Source organism: Arthrobacter sp. NPDC058130 (assembly GCF_042884475.1).
Taxonomy (GTDB): domain Bacteria; phylum Actinomycetota; class Actinomycetes; order Actinomycetales; family Micrococcaceae; genus Arthrobacter.
The window spans coordinates 147,037-165,750 of the sequence record NZ_JBHVTV010000007.1; the positions used below are offsets into that span (position 1 = coordinate 147,037).

The window sequence follows — 18,714 nt, forward strand, 5'->3', positions numbered from 1 at the left end:
CTGGCGGGCTGTTCACCTTGGGTGACTGTCATTGAACGACCTCTCCGTGCCGGCACGGGCGGCGGCCCCGACAAGCCTGACAGGACACCGCCACCACGCACCAGGGCCGCAGCCTAACGCAAGGCTGCCGCGTGCAAATATTCCAACTTCCAAGCCTACGCGCTTGGCACCCCGGACCGCTCTTTGCCTACAGCGAACGTGGCGCGGTTTCGGCAGACAGCCGCTCTTGCCGGGGGGTACCGTGAAGTTGAGAAGCAGCCACACCGACGATCGGCGGGATCATGACCTCCAACCCACTCAATCCGTCCAATGGCGACGAGGAACCCAAGGATCCCCTGGCCGAAATGCTCAAGAACCTGATGGGCGGCCAGGGCATGGGCAACATTGACCCCGCCGAGCTCGCCAAGGCCGCCGGCCTCCCGGACGATCCCAACCTCCTGGCCCAGATGTTCTCCCAGGTCCAGGCGATGATGAGCGCCCCCTCGGAAGGGCCCGTCAACTGGCAGCTGGCGCATGAGAACGCCCGGCGCGTGGCTGCCAGCGGATCCGATCCCTCGGTTACCGCCCAGCAGTCCCGGGAGGTCGACGAGGCCCTCCGGCTGGCCGAACTCTGGCTCGACCAGGTCACCGGCCTTCCGGCCACGGGGCTGATCGGCCGGGCGTGGTCCCGCGCCGAGTGGGTCGAGGAAACCCTCGGAACATGGAAGCGGCTGACCGAGCCCGTGGCCAACAGCATTGCCAATGCTCTCTCCGCCGCCATGACCGAGCAGATGCCCGAGGAAATGAAGTCCATGATGGGGGGCGCCTCCTCGATGATCCAGAACATGGGCGGTGCGATCTTCGGCATGCAGCTTGGCCAGGCGATCGGCGCGCTTTCGGCCGAAGTGGTCAGCTCGACCGATATCGGCGTGCCCCTGGCCGACCTTGAGATGGCGCTCCTGCCGGCCAACGTGGCGAAATTCGGTGAGGGCCTCAGCCTGCCGGAGAACGACATCCGGCTCTTCCTCGCCGTCCGTGAAGCCGCGCACGCCCGCCTTTTCGTCCAGGTCCCCTGGCTGCGCGGACACCTGCTCAGCGCAATCGAGGCCTACGCCCGCGGCATCCACATCGACACTTCCAAGATCGAAGAACTCGCCCGGGAGATCGATCCCAGCAACCCCGAGGGCATCCAGGAGGCGCTCTCCCAGGGTGTCTTCATGCCGCAACGCACGCCCGCCCAGGAGCAGGCCCTCGAAAAGTTGGAGACGGCCCTGGCACTGGTGGAGGGCTGGGTGGACGAACTGAGCTGGGGCGCCACCGAGAAGCTGCTGCCAAACGCCGCTGCGTTGCGCGAAACGGTCCGGCGGCGCCGTGCCACCGGTGGTCCCGCGGAGCACGCGTTCTCCTCGCTGGTGGGGCTCGAACTGCGGCCGCGCCGGCTCCGGGAGGCCGCCGCGCTCTGGGCCTCGCTCAAGAACGAACGCGGGGTAGAGGGCCGCGATGCCGTCTGGCAGCACCCTGACCTGCTGCCCACGGCGGAGGACCTGGACGATCCGCAGGGCTTCAGCGAACGCCGGAAACTTGCCGAGGCCAGTGACAGCGAAGTGGATGACGCCCTGCAGAAGCTGCTCAACGGAGGTTTTGACGAGCCCGCCGACGCCGATACAGGCGCCACCGGCGACGAGGCGAACGACGACGAGGACCGCCAAGACGGCGGTACAGAGAACGGCGGACCCGAAGCCGGCGGCAAGCCAAAGGCTTAGTGCCTGGGACTGGTTCGAACGCTAGTGGGCCCCGGCCGGGACTTCGGTTCCGTCCGGGGCTTCGCCATATCCGCCGCCGTTAACCTCACCGGGTGGCAGGCCGCGTGAGGTCGCAAACGAGACCCCCTCCAGGAAGGCCTTGGCGCGCTCCGTCTCCGGGTACGCCTCGAGAAGCCGCCAGAATGCGGCGTCGTGGCCCGCCACGAGGAGGTGGGCGAGTTCATGGAGCAGCACATAGTCGATCACCCACTGCGGCATGGGCTGCAGCTTCGCCGAGAGCCGGATGGTTCCTTCGGCCGGTGTCGCCGAGCCCCATCGAGAATTCTGGTTTGTGACCCAGCGGACCGAGGAGGGCACTGCCCGGCCGCCCAGGTACTTCGCTGAGAGGTCGGCGGCGTGGGAGGCAAGGTCGGCGTCACTGCGGGGGCGCCGCCTGCCGGTCCCGCGCGCGCCCCGGGCCCCCTGGAGCCGCAGCTTTTCGAGCATGCGGTGCACCCATTCCCGTTCCTGGGCCCTGCTGAAGGACGCGGGGATCGCGACCACGGCGGTGCCGTCCTCCCAGAACGCGGCGACGGTCCGGCGACGGCGGGCGGACCGGCGCACCACCACCGGGGCGCCGTCGGCAGTGGTCAGCGGCGTGGCTGCTGGAACGGCGCCGGAGCCCGGCGGCCCGGCGTGTCCGGACATTCCTGCACCGGGCATTCCTGCACCGGACATTACTGCACCGTGCTCTCGGCCAGGACCGTCAGGACGGCCTCGCCATACTTCTCCAGCTTGGACGGACCCACGCCGGCGAGTTTGGCCAGCTGTTCCAGGGAGTCGGGCCGCGCCTCGGCGATGGCGGTCAGTGTGGCATCGGTGAACACGACAAAAGCCGGGACGTCCGCCTCGAGGGCCACCTCTTTCCGCCACTGCCGCAGGGCGTCAAACGTCTGTTCCTCGTAGGTGGGCGGGCATTGGTTGCAGCGCCCCACCTTGCGCTCCGCACCGCTGGAGAGCATGCTGCCGCAGACCCGGCACGATGCCGGGACGGCCGCCTTCCGGCGCGGCGCCGCCCCCTTGCCCCGGAGCTGGGAGCTGGCCACGGAGTCGGGACGCAGGCCGTCCAGGAAGCGTGAGGGTTTGCGGTTTGCCCGGCCGCCCGGCGTCCGGGCGGTGGACCAGGACAGGGACAGGTGTTCGCGGGCGCGGGTGATGCCCACATACAGCAGTCTGCGTTCCTCGTCCACCGCCTCCGGACTGTCCGCGAATGAGATCGGCATGAGCCCTTCGCTGAGCCCCACGAGGAAGACGGCGTCCCATTCCAAGCCTTTGGCGGCGTGCAGCGATGCGAGGGTGACTCCCTGGACGGTCGGTGCATGCTGCGCCAGCGACCGTTCCTGGAGCTCGTTGACGAAGTCCGCGAGTGAGAATTGCGGGCCCCTGCTGATGACGAGTTCGTCGGCGAGCGCCACGAGGGCGGCCAGCGATTCCCAGCGCTCCCGGAGCGCGCCGCCGCTGTGCGGCGCCGCGTCCGTGTAGCCGAGGGAGGCGACGATGTCGCGGACAAGCTGCCCGAGCGGCTCGGGCGAGGCGGTTTCGGCGACCGCCCGGGTGGCGGCCCGGAGTTGCAGGATGGCGTCCCGGACCTCCTTCCGGGCGAAGAACCGCTCACCGCCGCGCAGCTGGTACCCGATCCCGGCCGAGGCCAGCGCCTGTTCGTAGGCTTCGGACTGCCCGTTAGTGCGGAAAAGTACGGCGACCTGGCTCGCCGGTGTTCCGGCGTCGAGGAGTTCCCGGATCCGGGCGGCGACTGTGGCGGCCTCCGCCTCGTCGTCCGAACATTCGGTGAACCGCGGCACCGGCCCCGCCGGGCGTTGCGCCACGAGCTGCAGTGGCGTGGCCCACGCGGCGTCCGCCGCCGGGCCTCCGCTGCGCCGGCCCGCGAGGAGGTCGTTGGCAAGCCTGACAACCTGGGGCGTGGAACGGTAGTCCCGGATCAGTTTGACGACGTGGGCCTCGGGATACATCCCTTTGAAGCCAAGCAGGTGCTTCGGGGAGGCGCCGGTGAAGGAGTAGATGGTCTGGCTGGCGTCGCCCACGACGCAGAGCTCGTCGCGTCCGCCCAGCCACAGCTCCAGGAGCCGCTGCTGCAACGGCGAGACGTCCTGGTACTCGTCCACCACGAAGTGCCGGTACTGCTCCCTGACGGTCGCCGCCACCTTCGGGTCTTCCTGCAGGATGCCGACGGTGATCAGCAGCACGTCCTCGAAGTCGATGACGTTGCGGTCGGTCTTGACGTCCTCATAGGACTGGAAGACCCGCGCCACAGCCGTCAGGTCGAAGCCGCCCGGGTTGCCGCGGCCCTGGGCGTTTTCCAGATAGTTCGCCGGGGTCAGCATGGACACCTTGGCCCACTCGATTTCGGAGGCGAGGTCGCGGATGGAGGCGCGGTCGGTGCTGAGCCGGAGCCGCCTCGCGGCCTCGGCAATCATCTGCGCCTTGTGGTCCAGCAGGTTGGGCAAGGCACCGCCGACCGCCTGCGGCCAGAAGAACTGCAGCTGGCGCAGCGCCGCGGCGTGAAAAGTCCGGGCCTGAACATTGCCGACCCCGAGGTCGCGGAGCCGGCTGCGCATCTCGGCGGCAGCCCGGGCCGTGAAAGTGACGGCCAGGAGCCGCTGCGGGCTGTACACCCCGGAGTGGACCCCGTAGGCGATCCGGTGCGTGATGGCGCGGGTCTTGCCGGTGCCGGCACCGGCAAGCACGCACATGGGCCCCTGCAGGGTGCTGGCGACCTCGCGCTGCTCGGCGTCGAGGCCGCCGAGAATCCGGTCCTCCAGCGAGCGGGAGTCCGGTTCGGGGGCGACGTCGGACGTGGCGCCGGGTACGACGTCGGACGTGGCGCCGTCGGACGGCTCACCGCCGGTAATGGTGCTGAAGTTCAGTTTCTCTGTGGTCACTTTGCTGCTCAGTCGGTAGTCGGTGTCCTGCGGTTGGGGCAGGCCGGGTCAGGCGCTGTCCGCGGCGTCCTCGATGACGCCGCCGTACCAGTGTTCAATGAGGGACCGGGCAATGGAGAGCCGGGTGGAAATGACGATCTCGCCGCTGAGGACGGCGGCCTGCAGTTCACTCCGGCTGAACCAGCGCGCCCTGGTGACCTCAACGCCGTCGGGCCGGGCCTCGGTGTCCTCCGTGGTGGCCGTGAATCCGAGCATCAGGGACGCCGGGAACGGCCAGGACTGCGATCCGAGGTACTGGGAAGCGGTCACGCGGACGCCCACTTCCTCTGCTATCTCGCGCTTTACCGCCTGCTCTAGCGACTCCCCCGGTTCCACGAAGCCGGCGAGGGTCGAATAGTTCTTGGCGTCAAGCGGTCCGCCCCCGCCGAGCAGCAGTCGTCCGTCGGAACCCACCACGGTCACGATGATGGCCGGATCCGTCCGGGGAAAGTGCTCGGAGTTATCCGCGGGGCAGCGTCGGACCCAGCCGCCGGCCTCCGGCTGCGTGGGCGTACCGCAGCGCGGGCAATGGGTGTGGGTGGCGTGCCAGTTTGCGATGGCGCTGGCTTCGATGAACAGCGCCGTGTCCGTGGCGTTCAAACGTGCGGCGACCTCCCGGAACCCCGCCCACTGGGCATCGCCGGGGATGCCCGCCACGTGGGCCTCGAACTCCTCGGCCCGGACTTCGAACTGGACCGGAAGGACGAAGAGGACGAGCTCGGTGCCGGCGTCGAGGTCCGAACCTTCAAGGGCCGACCCCAGGTAGATCACGTGCTCCGGGGCGTACGGGGTGTTCGCCAGGTGCCCGGAGAGTTCGGCCGCGTTCAGGAGTACCAGGCTGTTGCCGCTGACCAGGGCCTGGCGGCCGGAGAGCACCACGGCCTGCGCCGAGCCTGAGCCGACCAGCTCCGCCAGCATTCCGGGCTTCTGCCGGGCCGCGGATCCGCGGTCGATCAGGGCCGGGCGCACCGGCAGGACCGTCTCCATAAGGTGGTTTGCCGGCAGGAGCTGCACCGGCCGCGCCGCCAGCGACGCGCCTGCGGCGGCCGAGGATTCGGAGGGGGTTTGCTGTGATGCTTGTGATGATGCCGGTGACTCCGCAAGACTCATGTACCCACCGTACTGACTCGGGCAGACAATTGACATTTGCCGCCCACGCGGCCGCCGGCTCAAAGGCGTGCGCGGAATGTGCCCTTTGCCCCGTTTTTGGCCTTCATTTGCCCTCATTTGCCGCTGATCTCAAGACTCGCCGGAGTGCATCGCCGTCTTGGGCGCCGCTCAATCTACCGTGGAAGGGTGAGAAGGAAACCTATCGAGCTGGCAGCTGTAGCAACGGCGGCGGTACCCGGCCTGACCCCGACCGCCGTCAGCTCCGCGCCCGACGATCCGGCGGACTTCGACGCGGCCCTCCTGCTCGACTCCGAGGGCAAGCGTTGGCGCGTCCGCTCCCCCCGGCACGCCGAAGCCAGCGCCCGGCTGGAAACCGAATTCCTGGTCCTGCGGGCCTTTGCCCCGGGCATCCGCGCCGAGCTGCCGTTCCTCATGCCCACGGTGGCGGGAACGGTCCGGCAGGGCCAGCTCAGCACGTTTGTCTACTCCCATCTGGCCGGCGCCACCCGGTCCCTGGACGACCTCAGCAGCGGATCGCCCGGCGTGGCCCGCGAAATCGGGGCGGCGCTCGCGGCGATCCATGATTTGCCGCGGTCGATCGTGAGCAATGCCGATCTGCCCAGCTACACACCCAACGAATTCCGCCAGCGGCGCCTTAATGAACTGGATCAGGCCGCCACGACCGGAAAAATTCCGCCGCTGCTGCTGCGGCGCTGGGAACACGCCATGGAAGACGTCTCCCTCTGGCGTTTCAATCCCTGCGTTGTTCACGGCGACCTCCATGAGGACAACCTGCTGGTCGACGGTGACCGTGTGACCGCTGTGACGGGCTGGACCGACCTGCGGATCGGCGACCCGGCGGACGACATGGCCTGGCTGGTCGCCTCGAACGAACAGGACTTTGTCAACGCAGTCCTGGATCACTACACCTCAAGCCGGCGCGACGTGCCCGATGCCCACCTGCTGCGGCGGGCGGCATTGTCCGCCGAGTTCGCCCTGGCGCAGTACCTCGTCAAGGGGCTGGCCGCCGGCAACCAGGACATGATCGACGAGGCAGAGTCCATGCTCGCCGCACTGGCCGACGACGTGGCGGAACACGGCGGCCAGCCCATCAGCGTTGAGCCGCTCCCGCAGCCTGTCGCGGCCCCCGAACCCGGGACAGACCAAGCCGGTTCCGAAGCGCCGACGGCCGCTCCGGCAACTCCGGCAGCTCCGGGGGCTCCGATCGGTGGGACGCCGCCCGCCGTCAGTAAGGTCACGCTGCTGCCCATGGAGCCGGTCCCCGATACCGTTCCGGCAGCCGCCTCTCCGGGCATCAGTGCGATGCCCGCCGTGCACGTCACGCCCATCCCCCGTGAGGCGGGGGCTGACGCCCCGACGGCTGACGCGCCGGAGTCTGGCGCACCGGAGGTTGTCGGGCAGCCCATCGCCGGTGCCGACGCCGACGAACCAGGGGGCGCCGTTGCGGACGCACAGCCGGCCTCCGGGTCATCCGTCGACATCCCCGGTCCTGAGGCCGCTGACGCTTCCGATGGTTCCAAGTCCGCCGCCACGCAGCACGATGGGCCACAGGCCGGGGTCCAGGACTCCGGCGCCGGTCATGCTGAGGACAGCGAAGCGAAGGACAGCGCAGCCGGCGACATCGACGCCGAGGCCGCGGTTCCCGCCGCGGACGACACGTCAACGGCCGCCATCACGGTGGTCGACACCACGTCCCGCTAGGCGCCCGTCGCCGCCGTCGGCCTCCCCAGCGCCGCGGCCACGATTTCCTCCAGCTTTTCTGCTGATCCGAGGTCATGGGGACGGACCACCTGGTTGTCGGCCACGTAGTAGAACGCGGCCCGGACGTCCTCCAACGGGACCCCCTTGAGCCGGGCCCAGGCCAGGCGGTACACGGCGAGCTGGACTGCCTTCACCTTCAGCTGCGCCGCCGGGGGGCGGCGCCCGGTCTTCCAGTCCACGAGGTCCCACCCGCCGTCGGCGTCGCGGAACACGGCGTCGATCCTGCCCCGGACCACGACGTCGCCAATCCGGGTCTCGACGGGGACCTCGACATGGGCGGGGGCGCGGTGCGCCCATTCTGACTGGCGGAAGGTTTCCACCATGGAATCCAGGCCGTAGGCCGCATCGATGTGGTCGTCAGCGCCTGCCGCCTCGCCAAGGTCCAGCATGCCGGCGGCGCCGAAGTATTCCTCCACCCAGGCGTGAAAGGCCGTGCCCTTGCGGGCGGACATCCCCGGTTCGCGCGGGACCGGCCGGCGCAGGCCGGCCACGACGGAGCCTGCGTCATCTTCCAGGTCCACGAGAGTGGACGCCGAGATATGGCCGGGAAGATGCACGTCCTGGACCACCGAACGCCGGGACCGGCGTTCCAGCAACGTGGCTGCCTCCTTAGCCCACCCGGCCGCGGGACCGCGCAGAACGGGCCGGCGTCCGTCGTCCACCCCGGAATGCGCCCGGCCCGCGGCAGGGTGACCGTCCGGGTCGCGGTCCATGTCGTTGTCCGGGCCGGCGTCCATCGCCTGCAGGACCCGGGCCGCGGCGGATTCCATGGCAGCCCGCCGGCCCGGGACGAGGCGCAGCCGCTTCCCCGTCCGGGGGTCCTGCGGCCCTTCCAGGGGATCATAGGGCCACGCGGCGACTTCCAGTTCGGAGGTCAGCGGGCTTTCCGCCGGCAGCGCGTCCTCTCTGACGGACTGCGGATGGATTTCGGCTCCGCCGTCCGCGGTGAGGCCCTCGAGCTCGGCAAGAAAGGGCGACATCTCGGCCAAACCGGCCCGGGATCCCACCCAGGCGGCACTTGAAATCCACAGCACGTGTTTGGCACGGGTGTACGCCACGTAGGCCAAACGCCGCTCCTCGGCTTCACCGTGCGTCTGGACGGCGGATTTGAACTCCTTCTCGGCGTCGAGCCAGCCTTTCTGGTCCGGCTGGTCCAGGTCCCATTGCGGAAGGTCGGCGCGATCACCGCGCAACGGCCACGGCAAAGCCGCACTGCCGCTGCTCCACCGCGAGTCCCTGCTGCTGGGGAACGCTCCGGAGTTGAGCCCTGGAACGAACACGACATCCCATTCCAGGCCCTTGGAGGCGTGCACGGTCAGGAGCTGGACGGCCTCATGGTTCACCTCGGGCGCGGCGGCGTCGAGGCCGTTCTCCTCGGCCGCGGCGGCTTCCAGCCAGGCCAGGAACGCCAGGACGTCGACCCGCTGGGACGTGTGGAGGAACCCGGCGGCCGCGTCCTGGAAGGCGTCCAGGTTGCGGCGGGCCTGATGGATGCTGGTCCCGGGCCGCGCAGCAACTTCGATGTCCAGGAGCATGGCGCGTTCGACCTCGCCGAGCAGGGTGGTGAGGTCATCGCCCATGTAGCTGCGCAGCTGACGGAGCTCCTCCGACAGCCGTTGCAGCCGGTCCCGGGCCTCGGGGCTCAGCCTGCGGCCGTGCGCCGAAGTCCACCCGTCGCGGGGCAGCCAGTCCAGCGCCTCGACCAGGCTGGCGGCGTCCGTAATGTCGCCTTCAATCACGGCATCGTCGACTGTGTCCTCCCCGTCGCCGTCGCTGCTGCCGGGCCGGCCCCGACGGCGGGCGAGGTAACTGGACCAGTCCCGCAGGGCCATCAGGTCCGCCGGGCCGATCCGCCACCGCGCGCCGGCCAGCAGGCGCATGAGGGAGTCCGAGCGGCCGGGGTCGGCCAGGACCCGGAGCGTGGCGACAAGATCGATGATTTCGGGGGTGTCCAGCAGCCCGCCGAGCCCGACGATCTCATAGGGAATGCCCCGGAGTTCGAACTCCCGGCGAATGCACTCCATCTGTGCGCGGCGACGGCAGAGGACGGCCATGGCCGGCGGCGCAGGATCGGCTGCCGGCCGGGCGTCGAAGTCCGTCACCCGGAATTTCAGCACGTCACCGGCGATCGCCGCGGCCTCGGCCTCGTCCGTCGCGAACCGTCCCATCACCACCCTGCCCTGGACCGCGACCGGGCTGGGCTGCAGGGGCGGGACCTCGACGGCATCGGCGGTGTCCCTCGCGCCGGCGGCGCCGAGGTGCGCCGCGGCCTTGCTCAGCGGCGCCGAGATGAGGTTTGCCGTGGCAAGGATGTTGCGCCCGTTGCGCCACGCGGTGGTCAGGTACGAGGTCGGGGCCACGGCATAGCGCCCGGCAGCCACGGCCGGGCCGCTTCCCTGTTCCCGGCCGGCGCCGTGGCCGGTGCCGTCGCCGCTGACGCGGACCGGGAATTCGCGGACGAAGTGGAAGAGTTGTCCGGCGGACGCTCCGCGGAATCCGTAGATGGATTGGTTCGGGTCCCCCACCGCGGTGACGGCGTGGCCGTCGCCGAAGAGCCTGGAGAAGAGCACCAGCTGGGCGTGCGACGTGTCCTGGAACTCGTCGAGCAGCACAACCTTGTAGCGCTGGCGTTCCGTTTGGGCGGCGACCGGAATCTCGTTGGCCACCCGCGCTGCCAGGGCCACAAGGTCACCAAAGTCCAGGGCGCCGCGGGCGCGCTTCGCCTCGGTGTAGCGGCCCACCATGTCCGCGACGCTTGCCCGCGTGCGCAGCATCGCGCCGAGCTCTACGGCCGCCTGGGTGGGGTTTTTCTTGGCCTCCGCGACGTACGGGAGCGATTCAAAGGCGCCGATCCGTTCCATCAGCCAGGCACGGACCTGGGCCGGGTCCTGCAAGTGCTCCGCGCACTCTCCCGCCAGTTGGATCACGGCCTTGACGAGTGTGGATTTGGCGGACCGGAAGTGCTCGTAGTCGCCGTCGAAGGCTTCCACGACCTCACTGGCGAGCTGGAACGACTGGGCGCCGCCGAGCAGCACGACGTCGCGTTCGACGCCGAGGCGGAGGCCATAGTCGGACACGATGCCGCTCGCGTACGAGTGGTAGGTGGAGACCTTGGGTTCGAGCGCGTCCGTGCTCAGCAACCCGGCAGGGAAGACGGTGTTGCCGGTGTCGGCTGCCGCGATGCGCTGCAGCGATGCCAGCTTGGCCCGGATCCGCGAGGCTAGTTCACCGGCAGCCTTGCGGGTGAAGGTGACGCCGAGGACTTCCTCCGGCCGGACCCAGCCGTTGGCAACCAGCCAGACCACCCGGTCCGCCATGGTGGCGGTCTTCCCCGAGCCTGCCCCGGCGATCACGAGCCGCGGCGTGAGGGGCGAGGAAATGATCAGGGACTGTTCTGCGGTGGGGCTGTTGCTCTCCCCCAGCATCGCGGAAAGCTCCTCCGGGCTAAACCGCGGTTCAGGAAGCTGTTCGGGAAGAGGCCCGGCAACGTGCTCGGAACGGGGTGCGGTAATGGGGGCCGGATGCGGGTCCGCCAGGCCGGTCGCCGGCGCCTCGGGGGTCATTCAGTAACCTGCTTTCCCCGCACGCACAGCGGGCACACTTCCGGGAGCCGGCAGCCGTGGCCGCCGTGGCCTCCCTTGGACGGGTCATGGCGGGCCTGGAAAGTGCTGCCGGACATGACGCGGGCGGCGTCACCCACCATTTCCAGCGCCCAGTTCTCGTTCGGGTCCAGTGGCGCCTGGCTTTGGATGCCGGGACTCTTGGTTGTGGTCCCAAGCTGGGCCAGAACCGCCCCGCCGGGAAGCGGCGGGGGCCCGTCGTCGGGACCTGCAAAGCCGCCGGCCAGCACGGCGGCCTGGTAGGCGCCGAGCTGCGGGTGACGGTCCAGGTCCGACTTGCCCGGCTGGCGTTTGCCCGTCTTGAGGTCCACGATCACCAACCGGCCCTCGGCGTCGATCTCCAGCCGGTCGACCTGGCCCCGGAGCACGGCGGCCCGTGCCGGACCGATGCTCTCAGCGTCGCCGGTCTCGGCGCCGGCGGGTCCTGCGGGCACCGGGGAGGCGACCGCCTCCGCAGGGAGGTCCGGAAGCTTGACCTCAAAGTCCTGTTCGACGCCGATCAGGCTCCGGCCTTCGCTGCGCATCACGAGAACGTATTGGGCGAGTTTGCGGACCATGGACTCGGCGCGCTGGAAGTCCAGCTTGCCTTCCCAGTTGTCCTTCATTCCCAGCGTGGGCCAGCGGCGGACAAGTTCCGCGACGTATTCGCTTCCCGAAGCGTCCGGGAGGTCCTGCGCGATGGCATGCACCAGGGTTCCCAGGCTGCGGGCAAAATCCGTCGCGGCTTCTCCGCCGGCGGCCTGGACGAACCAGTCCAGCGGCGATTTCTGCACCGTTTCGACCTTCGACGGCGACACGAACACGGTACCGCCCGGGGGAACCACCGGCTCGTCCGAGGTCAATTCCGCCAGTCCCCACCAGCTCGCGGGGTGGGCGCCCGGAACCGTCGGCTGGGCGGTGGCCAGGACTCCGAGCACGGCCGCGGCCTCGGCCGATTCGGCAGCCTTGGGGTCGAGCTGGGCATATTGGCGCAGTTCCGCCACCAGGGCCCGGAGGGTCAGCGGACGCTCCACCGGGGTAAAGCCCCGACGGTCCTGACCGTGCCGCAGCGGCGCCACGTAGTCCAGGAAGGATGACGGCTGCTCATCCTCGGAGGACACGGCCGTGCAGATCAGCACCTCCCTTGCCCGGGATACCGCAGTGGAAAAGCTCCGGAGCTCGTCGTAGCGGATTTCGCGCAGCCTGCTGAGCGGATCCAGCCGCACGGCATAGTCCACGCCGTGCTCGACGGCGTCCGCGAACAAAGTGCTGCCGAGCAGCTCGCCGCGCAACCGGGTGTTGGGCCACACGCCTTCCTGGAGTCCCGGCACAATCACCACCGGCCACTCCCGGCCGGCGGCGCTGGCCGGGGTCATGAGCTCCACGGCATCTTCCAGCTGTGCCCGGGCGGCCAGGGTGTCCATGGGAAGTTCCTGGCTCAGCAGGTATTCAAGGAACTGCTCCGGGCCGGAACCGGGCAGTTGGTCGACGAAGCGTTCCGCCGTATGGAACAGCGCCATCATGGCATCGAGGTCACGGTCGGCACGGGCACCGGCCGATCCGCCGGCGAGGGCGGCCTCGGTCCAGCGGGCGGCGAGGCCGGTGGAATGCCAGAGCGCCCAGAGCACTGTCTCGGCGTTGCCCCCGGGGGCCTCGGCGGCGTCCCGCCCCGCCCGGATCATCCGGGCAATCCGGCGGGCCGAGTGCCCCTCGATGCCCAGCGTCGCCAGTCCCCCGGGCTCCAGCAGGGCCTCGACCAGGAGGGTGTCGCTGGTGCGTCCGCCGCCGCCCAGGAGTTCCTCGCGGCGCAGCGACTGCCGCAGCCTCCTCAGTTCAATCGTGGTGGCGCCGCCTATCCGTGAGGTCAACAAGGACACGGCTGATTCGGGCGTGAGCGCGGCGGGGTCCAGGGCCACCGCATAGGCATCCAGCAAGGGACGGACCGCGACCTCGTCCCGGACGGCGGATTCGGCTACCGGAATCCGGACCGGAATCCCCTGGCCGGCCAGGTACCGCTGCAGCTGGCTGAGCTGGCCGCCGTTGCGCACGATCACGGCAATATCCCCGAGTTCCCGGGCGTCGTTCAGCTGGGCTTCTAGGATCCGCTGCGCCACGTACCGCAGTTCGTGGACCGGGGACGGCAGCAGGTGGGCTTCGACCGCTCCGGCCCGGCTGTCAGTGGAGCTGTCGGCGCTGGGCGGGCCGTCCGGCGTCGGGACCGGTCCAGGTTGTTCGAGCCTGCGAGCGGACTGCCCGCCGGACCTGCGGGAGATGCGCCCGGCGACGGACAGCCAGGCCTCTGCCACGGCCGGGGCCTGCCGGTGCGCGGTCCACAGCGGACGTTCCAGGATGGCGCCGTCGGCCGCCAGGAGACGGGGAAGCTCGGCCACGAGATCGGGGCGCGCCCCGCGGAAGCCCTGGACCACGGTGTCCGGCGAGGCAGTGACGATGACGTCCTTGCCGGCGGCGATGTCTGCAAGCAATTCGAAGACGGCGGGGTTCGCCTCTTGGATGTCGTCCACAAGAATCAGCTGCAGGCGGTCCCGTTCGGCGGCGAGGAAATCCGGTGAGTCCTGGAAGATCTGGCGCGCGGCGGTGATGATGCCGGCGGGGTCGAAGGCCTCGGGCATGCGCAGGTCCAGGACGTCGCGGTACTCGGAGTACAGGGCGGCCGCCGGAATCCAGTCGGGCCGGTTGCACTGCCGGGCCAAGGCCACGAGGTCCTCGGCCGTCCGTCCGGACTCGATGATCCGGTCGAAGAGCTGACGCACTTCCTGCCGGAAGCCGCGGGTCCGGAGGGCGGCGTCGAGGTCCTCGGGCCACGGCAGTTCGAGGCCGGGCAGCGCATGCCCCTCGAGCAGTTCCTTGATGATCAGGTCCTGTTCAGGGCCGGAGAGCAGCTTCGGCTGCCGCGGAAGCGGGAGGAGGCCTTCTGCCTTGGCACGGCGGATCAGGTCGAAGGCATATGACGCCCAGGTCCGGGCCGGCGTGGTGCTCATGCTCCGGTCCAGGCGGGCGGTGAAGCGGTCACGGAGGGTATCCGCGGCGAGCCTTCCGGGAGCGAGGATGAGCATCCGCTCCGGGTCCAGGCCGTCCCGCCGGGTGCGGCGGACGGCGGCCTCCACGAGGACTGTCGACTTGCCGGTGCCGGGCGCGCCGGGCACCAGAACGGGGCCGGAGCCGGGCGGGACCTCGACGGCATCGAGCTGGTCCGGGGACAGCGCCGGGATTGCGCTGTGGTGCGTCCGGGGCGGCAGGAGGCGCAGTGCCGTGCCTGTTGGGCTTCCGGCCCCGGGAAGGGGCTGGGAGCCGGGCTGCTGCAGCTGGAACTCACGCACTTGGAACTCGGGGCTGGGGGTACTCACACAGTCATTTCATCATCGGGGACCGACAATCTATGCGACGCCCGCTCGAGGCGCTCGGCGATCGCATCGATCCGGTCGAAGTCGGCGTCGGTGGGCGCCCACCGGCCGGAGGCCAAGTCAACGCGCCAGCGTCCCTCGCCGGTCCGGAGAAAGTCCTGGTAGCTGCCCAGAAGCGGTGTCCCCTCCTGCAGATAGAGCGCCAGTGCCTCGTGCTCAAGGCCGGGCGGCGCGTCGCCGCTGGACTTCAGCACCCGCCACCAGGGCACGCTGCTTCCATGGTGGCTCATGACGGAACCTACCTGGCGCGGGCCGCCGGCACCGAGGAGTTCCGCGACGTCGCCGTAGGCCACCGCTGTGCCGGCCGGGATCAACGCCACGAGCTCCAGCACCGCCTCCACATACTCCGTCCGCATCGATCCAGCCTAGCCGCTGCAGCTCCGGTCCCGTGCCCTGAAGGCACGCCGACACGGCGGTCAAGAACTGTCGGAGGCAGCAGGTAGCGTTGAAGCATGAGCACTTGGAACAGTCTTCCCCGCGCAGCCTTCGACCTCGAAACGACGGGCCGTAATTCCCGCTCGGCGCGGATCGTCACCGCCTCCGTCACCGTCGTTGACTCCAGCGGCGACGTGATCAAGGAACACGAGTGGCTCGCCGATCCCGGCGTGGAGATTCCGACCGAGGCCAGCGACGTCCACGGGATCACTACCGAGCAGGCCCGCCGGGACGGCCGGCCCGCCGTCGAGGTGACGCGCGAACTCGCCGCTGTGCTGCAGGACCTGTTCGACACCGGCGTGCCCGTCATTGCATTCAACGCCAGCTACGACTTCACCGTGCTGGCTGCCGAGTCCGCACGCTACGGCGTCCCGCAGCTGAGCCGGTTCCCCGTCCTGGACCCTTACATCATGAACAAGCAGGTGGACCGGTACCGCAAGGGCAAGCGCACGCTCACCGCCCTGTGTGAGGAGTACGGCGTCAGCCTGGACAACGCCCACACCTCCGCCGCCGATGCCCTGGCAACCCTGCGCATGCTCGATGCCATGGCCGGAAAATTCCCCAAGCTCAGGATGCCGGCCAGTAACCTGCACCAGCTGCAGGTCGAATGGGCCTCGGCCCAGGCCGCTGATTTCCAGAGCTACCTGCGCAAGACGAAGCCGGCCGCCGTGATCGAAGGCGACTGGCCCGTCCTGCCTCCTGAGGACGCCAGCCGCGGCGACTTCTAGATTTCCGCGCCGGGGCTTCCGGGCGCCACGGGAAGCGGGTGCAGACGCGCTTCCCGCGCGTGCGGGCGCACTTCTTAAGGCGCACTTCTTAAAAGGAAACGTTTGCCGGCGAAAAAAGATGACTAACCCCGCATTGCACGCAATTCCAGCAATTGCGACCGAAGTCACACCGTTTGGGGCTTCCCGCCGCCGCGTGCTCCTGCGCCGATGATTCCGCGCCGCCCTGCCGCCACCACCCGGATCACCTCTGATCAAGCCGGATCCTGAAGATGCTTCGCAAAACCCCCGCCGGAGCCATGATTCATTCGGATTGAATGCGCGTCCATATCGGGTGACACAATTATATTTCGCGGTGTGCCTGCTCCACCCGGCGCCCAAGCCGGCTGCCTGGGGCCCAATGAGCCTCCCCCGAACCACTGAATTTCAGACGAAAGTGATTGCGTGATGAAAAGCAAAGCCTTGAAGTGGCTGACTACCGTTCCCGTGGCCGTCGCCTTAGCGGTTTCCCTTGCAGCGTGCGGCGGCGGGTCAGCGCAGACCACGGCGTCGCCGACGGATGCGCTCCAGGGCAGCGACCAGACCTCCCTGGACAAGTACACGACCAAGGACGTCACTCCCCTGGACAAGATCGACAAGTCCAAGCTGGGCCTGCTCAGCGAGGGAACCCTCACTGTCGGAACCCTGTCGGACGCCCCGCCTAACATCTACATCGACCAGTCCGGCAAGTTCACGGGTTACGACAACGAACTCCTGCGCGCCATTGCGGACAAGCTCGGCCTCAAGGTGGAGTTCAAGGCGACTGCCTTCTCGTCGCTGCTCGCCCAGGTCCAGAACAAGCAGTTCGATCTCGGTTCCTCCTCGATCTCCACCACTGACGCCCGCCGCAAGACCGTCGGCTTCACCAACGGTTACGATTTCGGTTACATGGCCGTCGTCGCCAAGAAGGACTCCACCATCAAGGGGTTCAAGGACCTGACCAAGGACACCCGCATCGCCGTGGTCCAGGGCACCGTCCAGGACGACTACGTCACCAACACACTCCAGATTGAGCCCGTGCGCTTCGAGGACTACAACACCGCCTACGCCAACGTGAAGAACGGCCAGGTCGACGCCTGGGTCGCACCGTCGCAGCAGGCCACCGGGCAGGTCAAGGAAGGCGACGGCACGGTCATCGCCGAGTCGGTTGTCAACACCCAGAACTTCACCGCCTACGCCGTGAACAAAGACAACCAGGCGCTCATTGACGCGCTGAACTCGGGCCTGGACGCCGTGATTGCTGACGGCACCTGGTCCAAGCTGACCAAGCAGTGGTACCCGGACCGTGAGACCCCGGCCACGTGGTCCCCGGGTTCCAAGGCTGTCACCGTTCCGAAGTCCTAGTCCATGGATGCACTCGATCAACTCGTAAACACCTTCTTTGACTGGGAGGCGATGGCGGCCGTCCTGCCGAAAATGATTACGGTCGGCCTGCCCAACACCTTGATCCTTGCGGGTTCCTCCGGCGTACTCGGGTGCATCCTGGGCATGGTCCTTGCCATCATGGGCACGTCCCGCGCGACGCCGCTGCGGTATCTCTCCCGCATCTACACGGATATCTTCCGCGGCGTCCCTGCGATCGTGATCATCCTCCTGATCGGTATCGGGCTCGGGCCCATCGTCCGGCAGCTGACCGGATCCACCAACCCGTTCCCGCTCGGCATCCTCGCCCTGACGCTCATGGCGGCGGCGTACATCGGCGAGATCTTCCGTTCAGGCATCCAGAGCGTGGAAAAGGGCCAGTTGGAGGCCTCCCGCGCACTGGGCTTCAGCTACAACTCATCCATGCGCCTCGTCGTGATTCCGCAGGGCGTCCGCCGGGTGCTCCCGGCCCTGGTCAACCAGTTCATCGCGCTGATCAAGGACTCCTCCCTGATCTACTTGCTCGGCCTGCTCGCCAGCCAGCGCGAGATCTTCCGCATTGGTAACGACGCCGCTGCCAACACCGGCAACCTCTCGCCGCTGATTGCCGCGGCGGCGCTGTATCTGGTGCTGACCGTTCCGCTCACGCATTTGGTCAACTACATCGACAACCGCCTGCGCACCGGCCGCCCGGAGAAACAGCAGCCGGACGATGCTGCGGCCCTGATCGGGAAGGGAGCACAGGCATGAGCGAATTCGCCTCCGGCTCGCTGACAGGCAAGAACCTGCACCTGTCCTTCGGCTCGAACCACGTCCTCCGCGGCATCGACCTCGACGTCCCGACGGGCACCACCGCCTCGGTCATCGGCCCCTCGGGCTCGGGCAAGTCCACGCTGTTGCGGGTCATGAACCGCCTGATCGAACCGGATCAGGGCGACATCCTGCTGGACGGCCGCTCGGTCCTGAAGGACAACCCGGACGAGCTGCGGCAGCGGATCGGCATGGTGTTCCAGCAGTTCAACCTGTTCCCGCACAAGACCGTGGTGGACAACGTTTCCCTTGCGCTGCGGAAGCTGCGCAAGCTGCCGGCCGAGCAGGCCCGGGCCGAGGCGCTCGAGCAGCTCGACCTGGTGGGACTCAAGCATAAGGCCGACGCGCGTCCCGCCAACCTCTCCGGTGGCCAGCAACAGCGCGTCGCCATTGCGCGCGCCCTGGCCATGAAGCCGGAAGTGATGTTCTTCGATGAGGCCACCTCGGCCCTCGACCCGGAGCTCGTCAAGGGTGTGCTGGCGCTGATGGCCGACCTCGCCAAGGGCGGCATGACCATGGTGGTGGTGACCCACGAGATGGGCTTCTCCCGCAACGTCTCGGACACCGTCACGTTCATGGACGGCGGTGTGGTGGTGGAATCCGGTCCGCCGGAACAGATCTTCACGAGCCCGCGGACCGAACGGCTCCAGGGGTTCCTCTCGGACGTTCTCTAGTCCGCCGGCTGCTCTGGCCGCGTAAACGACTAATGG

General features: G+C 68.7%; 12 protein-coding genes. 6 read left to right on the forward strand and 6 right to left on the reverse strand.

Going from position 1 to position 18,714, the window contains the following annotated elements; genetic code table 11:
* Positions 1-281: 281 nt before the first annotated feature.
* A complete protein-coding gene (locus tag ACFVTM_RS13775; RefSeq protein WP_390204026.1) occupies positions 282-1,742 on the forward strand; it encodes a zinc-dependent metalloprotease in 1,461 nt (486 codons plus the stop codon).
* Positions 1,743-1,763: 21 nt separating this feature from the next.
* On the opposite strand, the gene ACFVTM_RS13780 is transcribed toward ACFVTM_RS13775, so the two are convergent.
* The 3 genes from ACFVTM_RS13780 to nudC all read right to left on the reverse strand — a co-directional run bounded on the left by ACFVTM_RS13780 (position 1,764) and on the right by nudC (position 5,830).
* The gene (locus tag ACFVTM_RS13780) at positions 1,764-2,429 is read right to left on the reverse strand and encodes a M48 family metallopeptidase (protein WP_390204089.1); all 666 of its coding nucleotides are present in this window, start codon (positions 2,427-2,429) and stop codon (positions 1,764-1,766) included.
* 29 nt (positions 2,430-2,458) lie between these two features.
* The gene (locus ACFVTM_RS13785) at positions 2,459-4,561 is read right to left on the reverse strand and encodes an ATP-dependent DNA helicase UvrD2 (protein WP_390204090.1); all 2,103 of its coding nucleotides are present in this window, start codon (positions 4,559-4,561) and stop codon (positions 2,459-2,461) included.
* A gap of 168 nt (positions 4,562-4,729) precedes the next feature.
* Positions 4,730-5,830, reverse strand: coding sequence for an NAD(+) diphosphatase (gene nudC, locus ACFVTM_RS13790; RefSeq protein ID WP_390204027.1), 1,101 nt, complete (start codon positions 5,828-5,830; stop codon positions 4,730-4,732).
* Positions 5,831-6,016: 186 nt separating this feature from the next.
* On the opposite strand from nudC, the gene ACFVTM_RS13795 reads away from it, so the two are divergent.
* A complete protein-coding gene (locus tag ACFVTM_RS13795) occupies positions 6,017-7,552 on the forward strand; it encodes a phosphotransferase (RefSeq protein ID WP_390204028.1) in 1,536 nt (511 codons plus the stop codon).
* Here the strand turns inward: ACFVTM_RS13795 and ACFVTM_RS13800 are convergent.
* From ACFVTM_RS13800 to ACFVTM_RS13810, 3 genes are all read right to left on the reverse strand, one after another.
* Positions 7,549-11,037 carry an ATP-dependent helicase gene (locus tag ACFVTM_RS13800; protein ID WP_390204091.1) on the reverse strand — a complete coding sequence of 1,163 codons (3,489 nt, stop codon included), beginning with the start codon at positions 11,035-11,037 and terminating at the stop codon, positions 7,549-7,551. The genes ACFVTM_RS13795 and ACFVTM_RS13800 overlap by 4 nt on opposite strands.
* Before the next feature lie 134 nt (positions 11,038-11,171).
* Entirely contained in the window at positions 11,172-14,534 is a 3,363-nt protein-coding gene (locus tag ACFVTM_RS13805; protein WP_390204092.1) for an ATP-dependent helicase, read from the reverse strand.
* A gap of 38 nt (positions 14,535-14,572) precedes the next feature.
* The gene (locus ACFVTM_RS13810) at positions 14,573-14,989 is read right to left on the reverse strand and encodes an MGMT family protein (RefSeq protein WP_390204029.1); all 417 of its coding nucleotides are present in this window, start codon (positions 14,987-14,989) and stop codon (positions 14,573-14,575) included.
* A gap of 96 nt (positions 14,990-15,085) precedes the next feature.
* Here ACFVTM_RS13810 and ACFVTM_RS13815 point away from each other — a divergent pair, with 96 nt between their 5' ends.
* The 4 genes from ACFVTM_RS13815 to ACFVTM_RS13830 all read left to right on the forward strand — a co-directional run bounded on the left by ACFVTM_RS13815 (position 15,086) and on the right by ACFVTM_RS13830 (position 18,678).
* Positions 15,086-15,796, forward strand: coding sequence for a 3'-5' exonuclease (locus ACFVTM_RS13815; RefSeq protein WP_390204030.1), 711 nt, complete (start codon positions 15,086-15,088; stop codon positions 15,794-15,796).
* 444 nt (positions 15,797-16,240) lie between these two features.
* A complete protein-coding gene (locus tag ACFVTM_RS13820; RefSeq protein ID WP_390204093.1) occupies positions 16,241-17,176 on the forward strand; it encodes an ABC transporter substrate-binding protein in 936 nt (311 codons plus the stop codon).
* A gap of 3 nt (positions 17,177-17,179) precedes the next feature.
* Entirely contained in the window at positions 17,180-17,944 is a 765-nt protein-coding gene (locus ACFVTM_RS13825; RefSeq protein ID WP_390204031.1) for an amino acid ABC transporter permease, read from the forward strand.
* Complete coding sequence (locus ACFVTM_RS13830; RefSeq protein ID WP_390204032.1) at positions 17,941-18,678, forward strand: amino acid ABC transporter ATP-binding protein; 738 nt, start codon at positions 17,941-17,943, stop codon at positions 18,676-18,678. Before ACFVTM_RS13825 ends, ACFVTM_RS13830 begins: the two co-directional genes overlap by 4 nt.
* Positions 18,679-18,714: the final 36 nt, after the last annotated feature.

Bases quoted from the DNA above. Each gene is read 5' to 3' on its own strand.
- ACFVTM_RS13810 (WP_390204029.1), bottom strand. From the start codon at position 14,989: ATGCGGACGGAGTATGTGGAGGCGGTGCTGGAGCTCGTGGCGTTGATC.
- ACFVTM_RS13820 (WP_390204093.1), top strand. From the start codon at position 16,241: ATGAAAAGCAAAGCCTTGAAGTGGCTGACTACCGTTCCCGTGGCCGTC.
- ACFVTM_RS13830 (WP_390204032.1), top strand. From the start codon at position 17,941: ATGAGCGAATTCGCCTCCGGCTCGCTGACAGGCAAGAACCTGCACCTG.
- ACFVTM_RS13775 (WP_390204026.1), top strand. From the start codon at position 282: ATGACCTCCAACCCACTCAATCCGTCCAATGGCGACGAGGAACCCAAG.
- ACFVTM_RS13815 (WP_390204030.1), top strand. From the start codon at position 15,086: ATGAGCACTTGGAACAGTCTTCCCCGCGCAGCCTTCGACCTCGAAACG.
- ACFVTM_RS13780 (WP_390204089.1), bottom strand. From the start codon at position 2,429: ATGTCCGGACACGCCGGGCCGCCGGGCTCCGGCGCCGTTCCAGCAGCC.
- ACFVTM_RS13825 (WP_390204031.1), top strand. From the start codon at position 17,180: ATGGATGCACTCGATCAACTCGTAAACACCTTCTTTGACTGGGAGGCG.
- nudC (WP_390204027.1), bottom strand. From the start codon at position 5,830: ATGAGTCTTGCGGAGTCACCGGCATCATCACAAGCATCACAGCAAACC.
- ACFVTM_RS13800 (WP_390204091.1), bottom strand. From the start codon at position 11,037: ATGCTGGGGGAGAGCAACAGCCCCACCGCAGAACAGTCCCTGATCATT.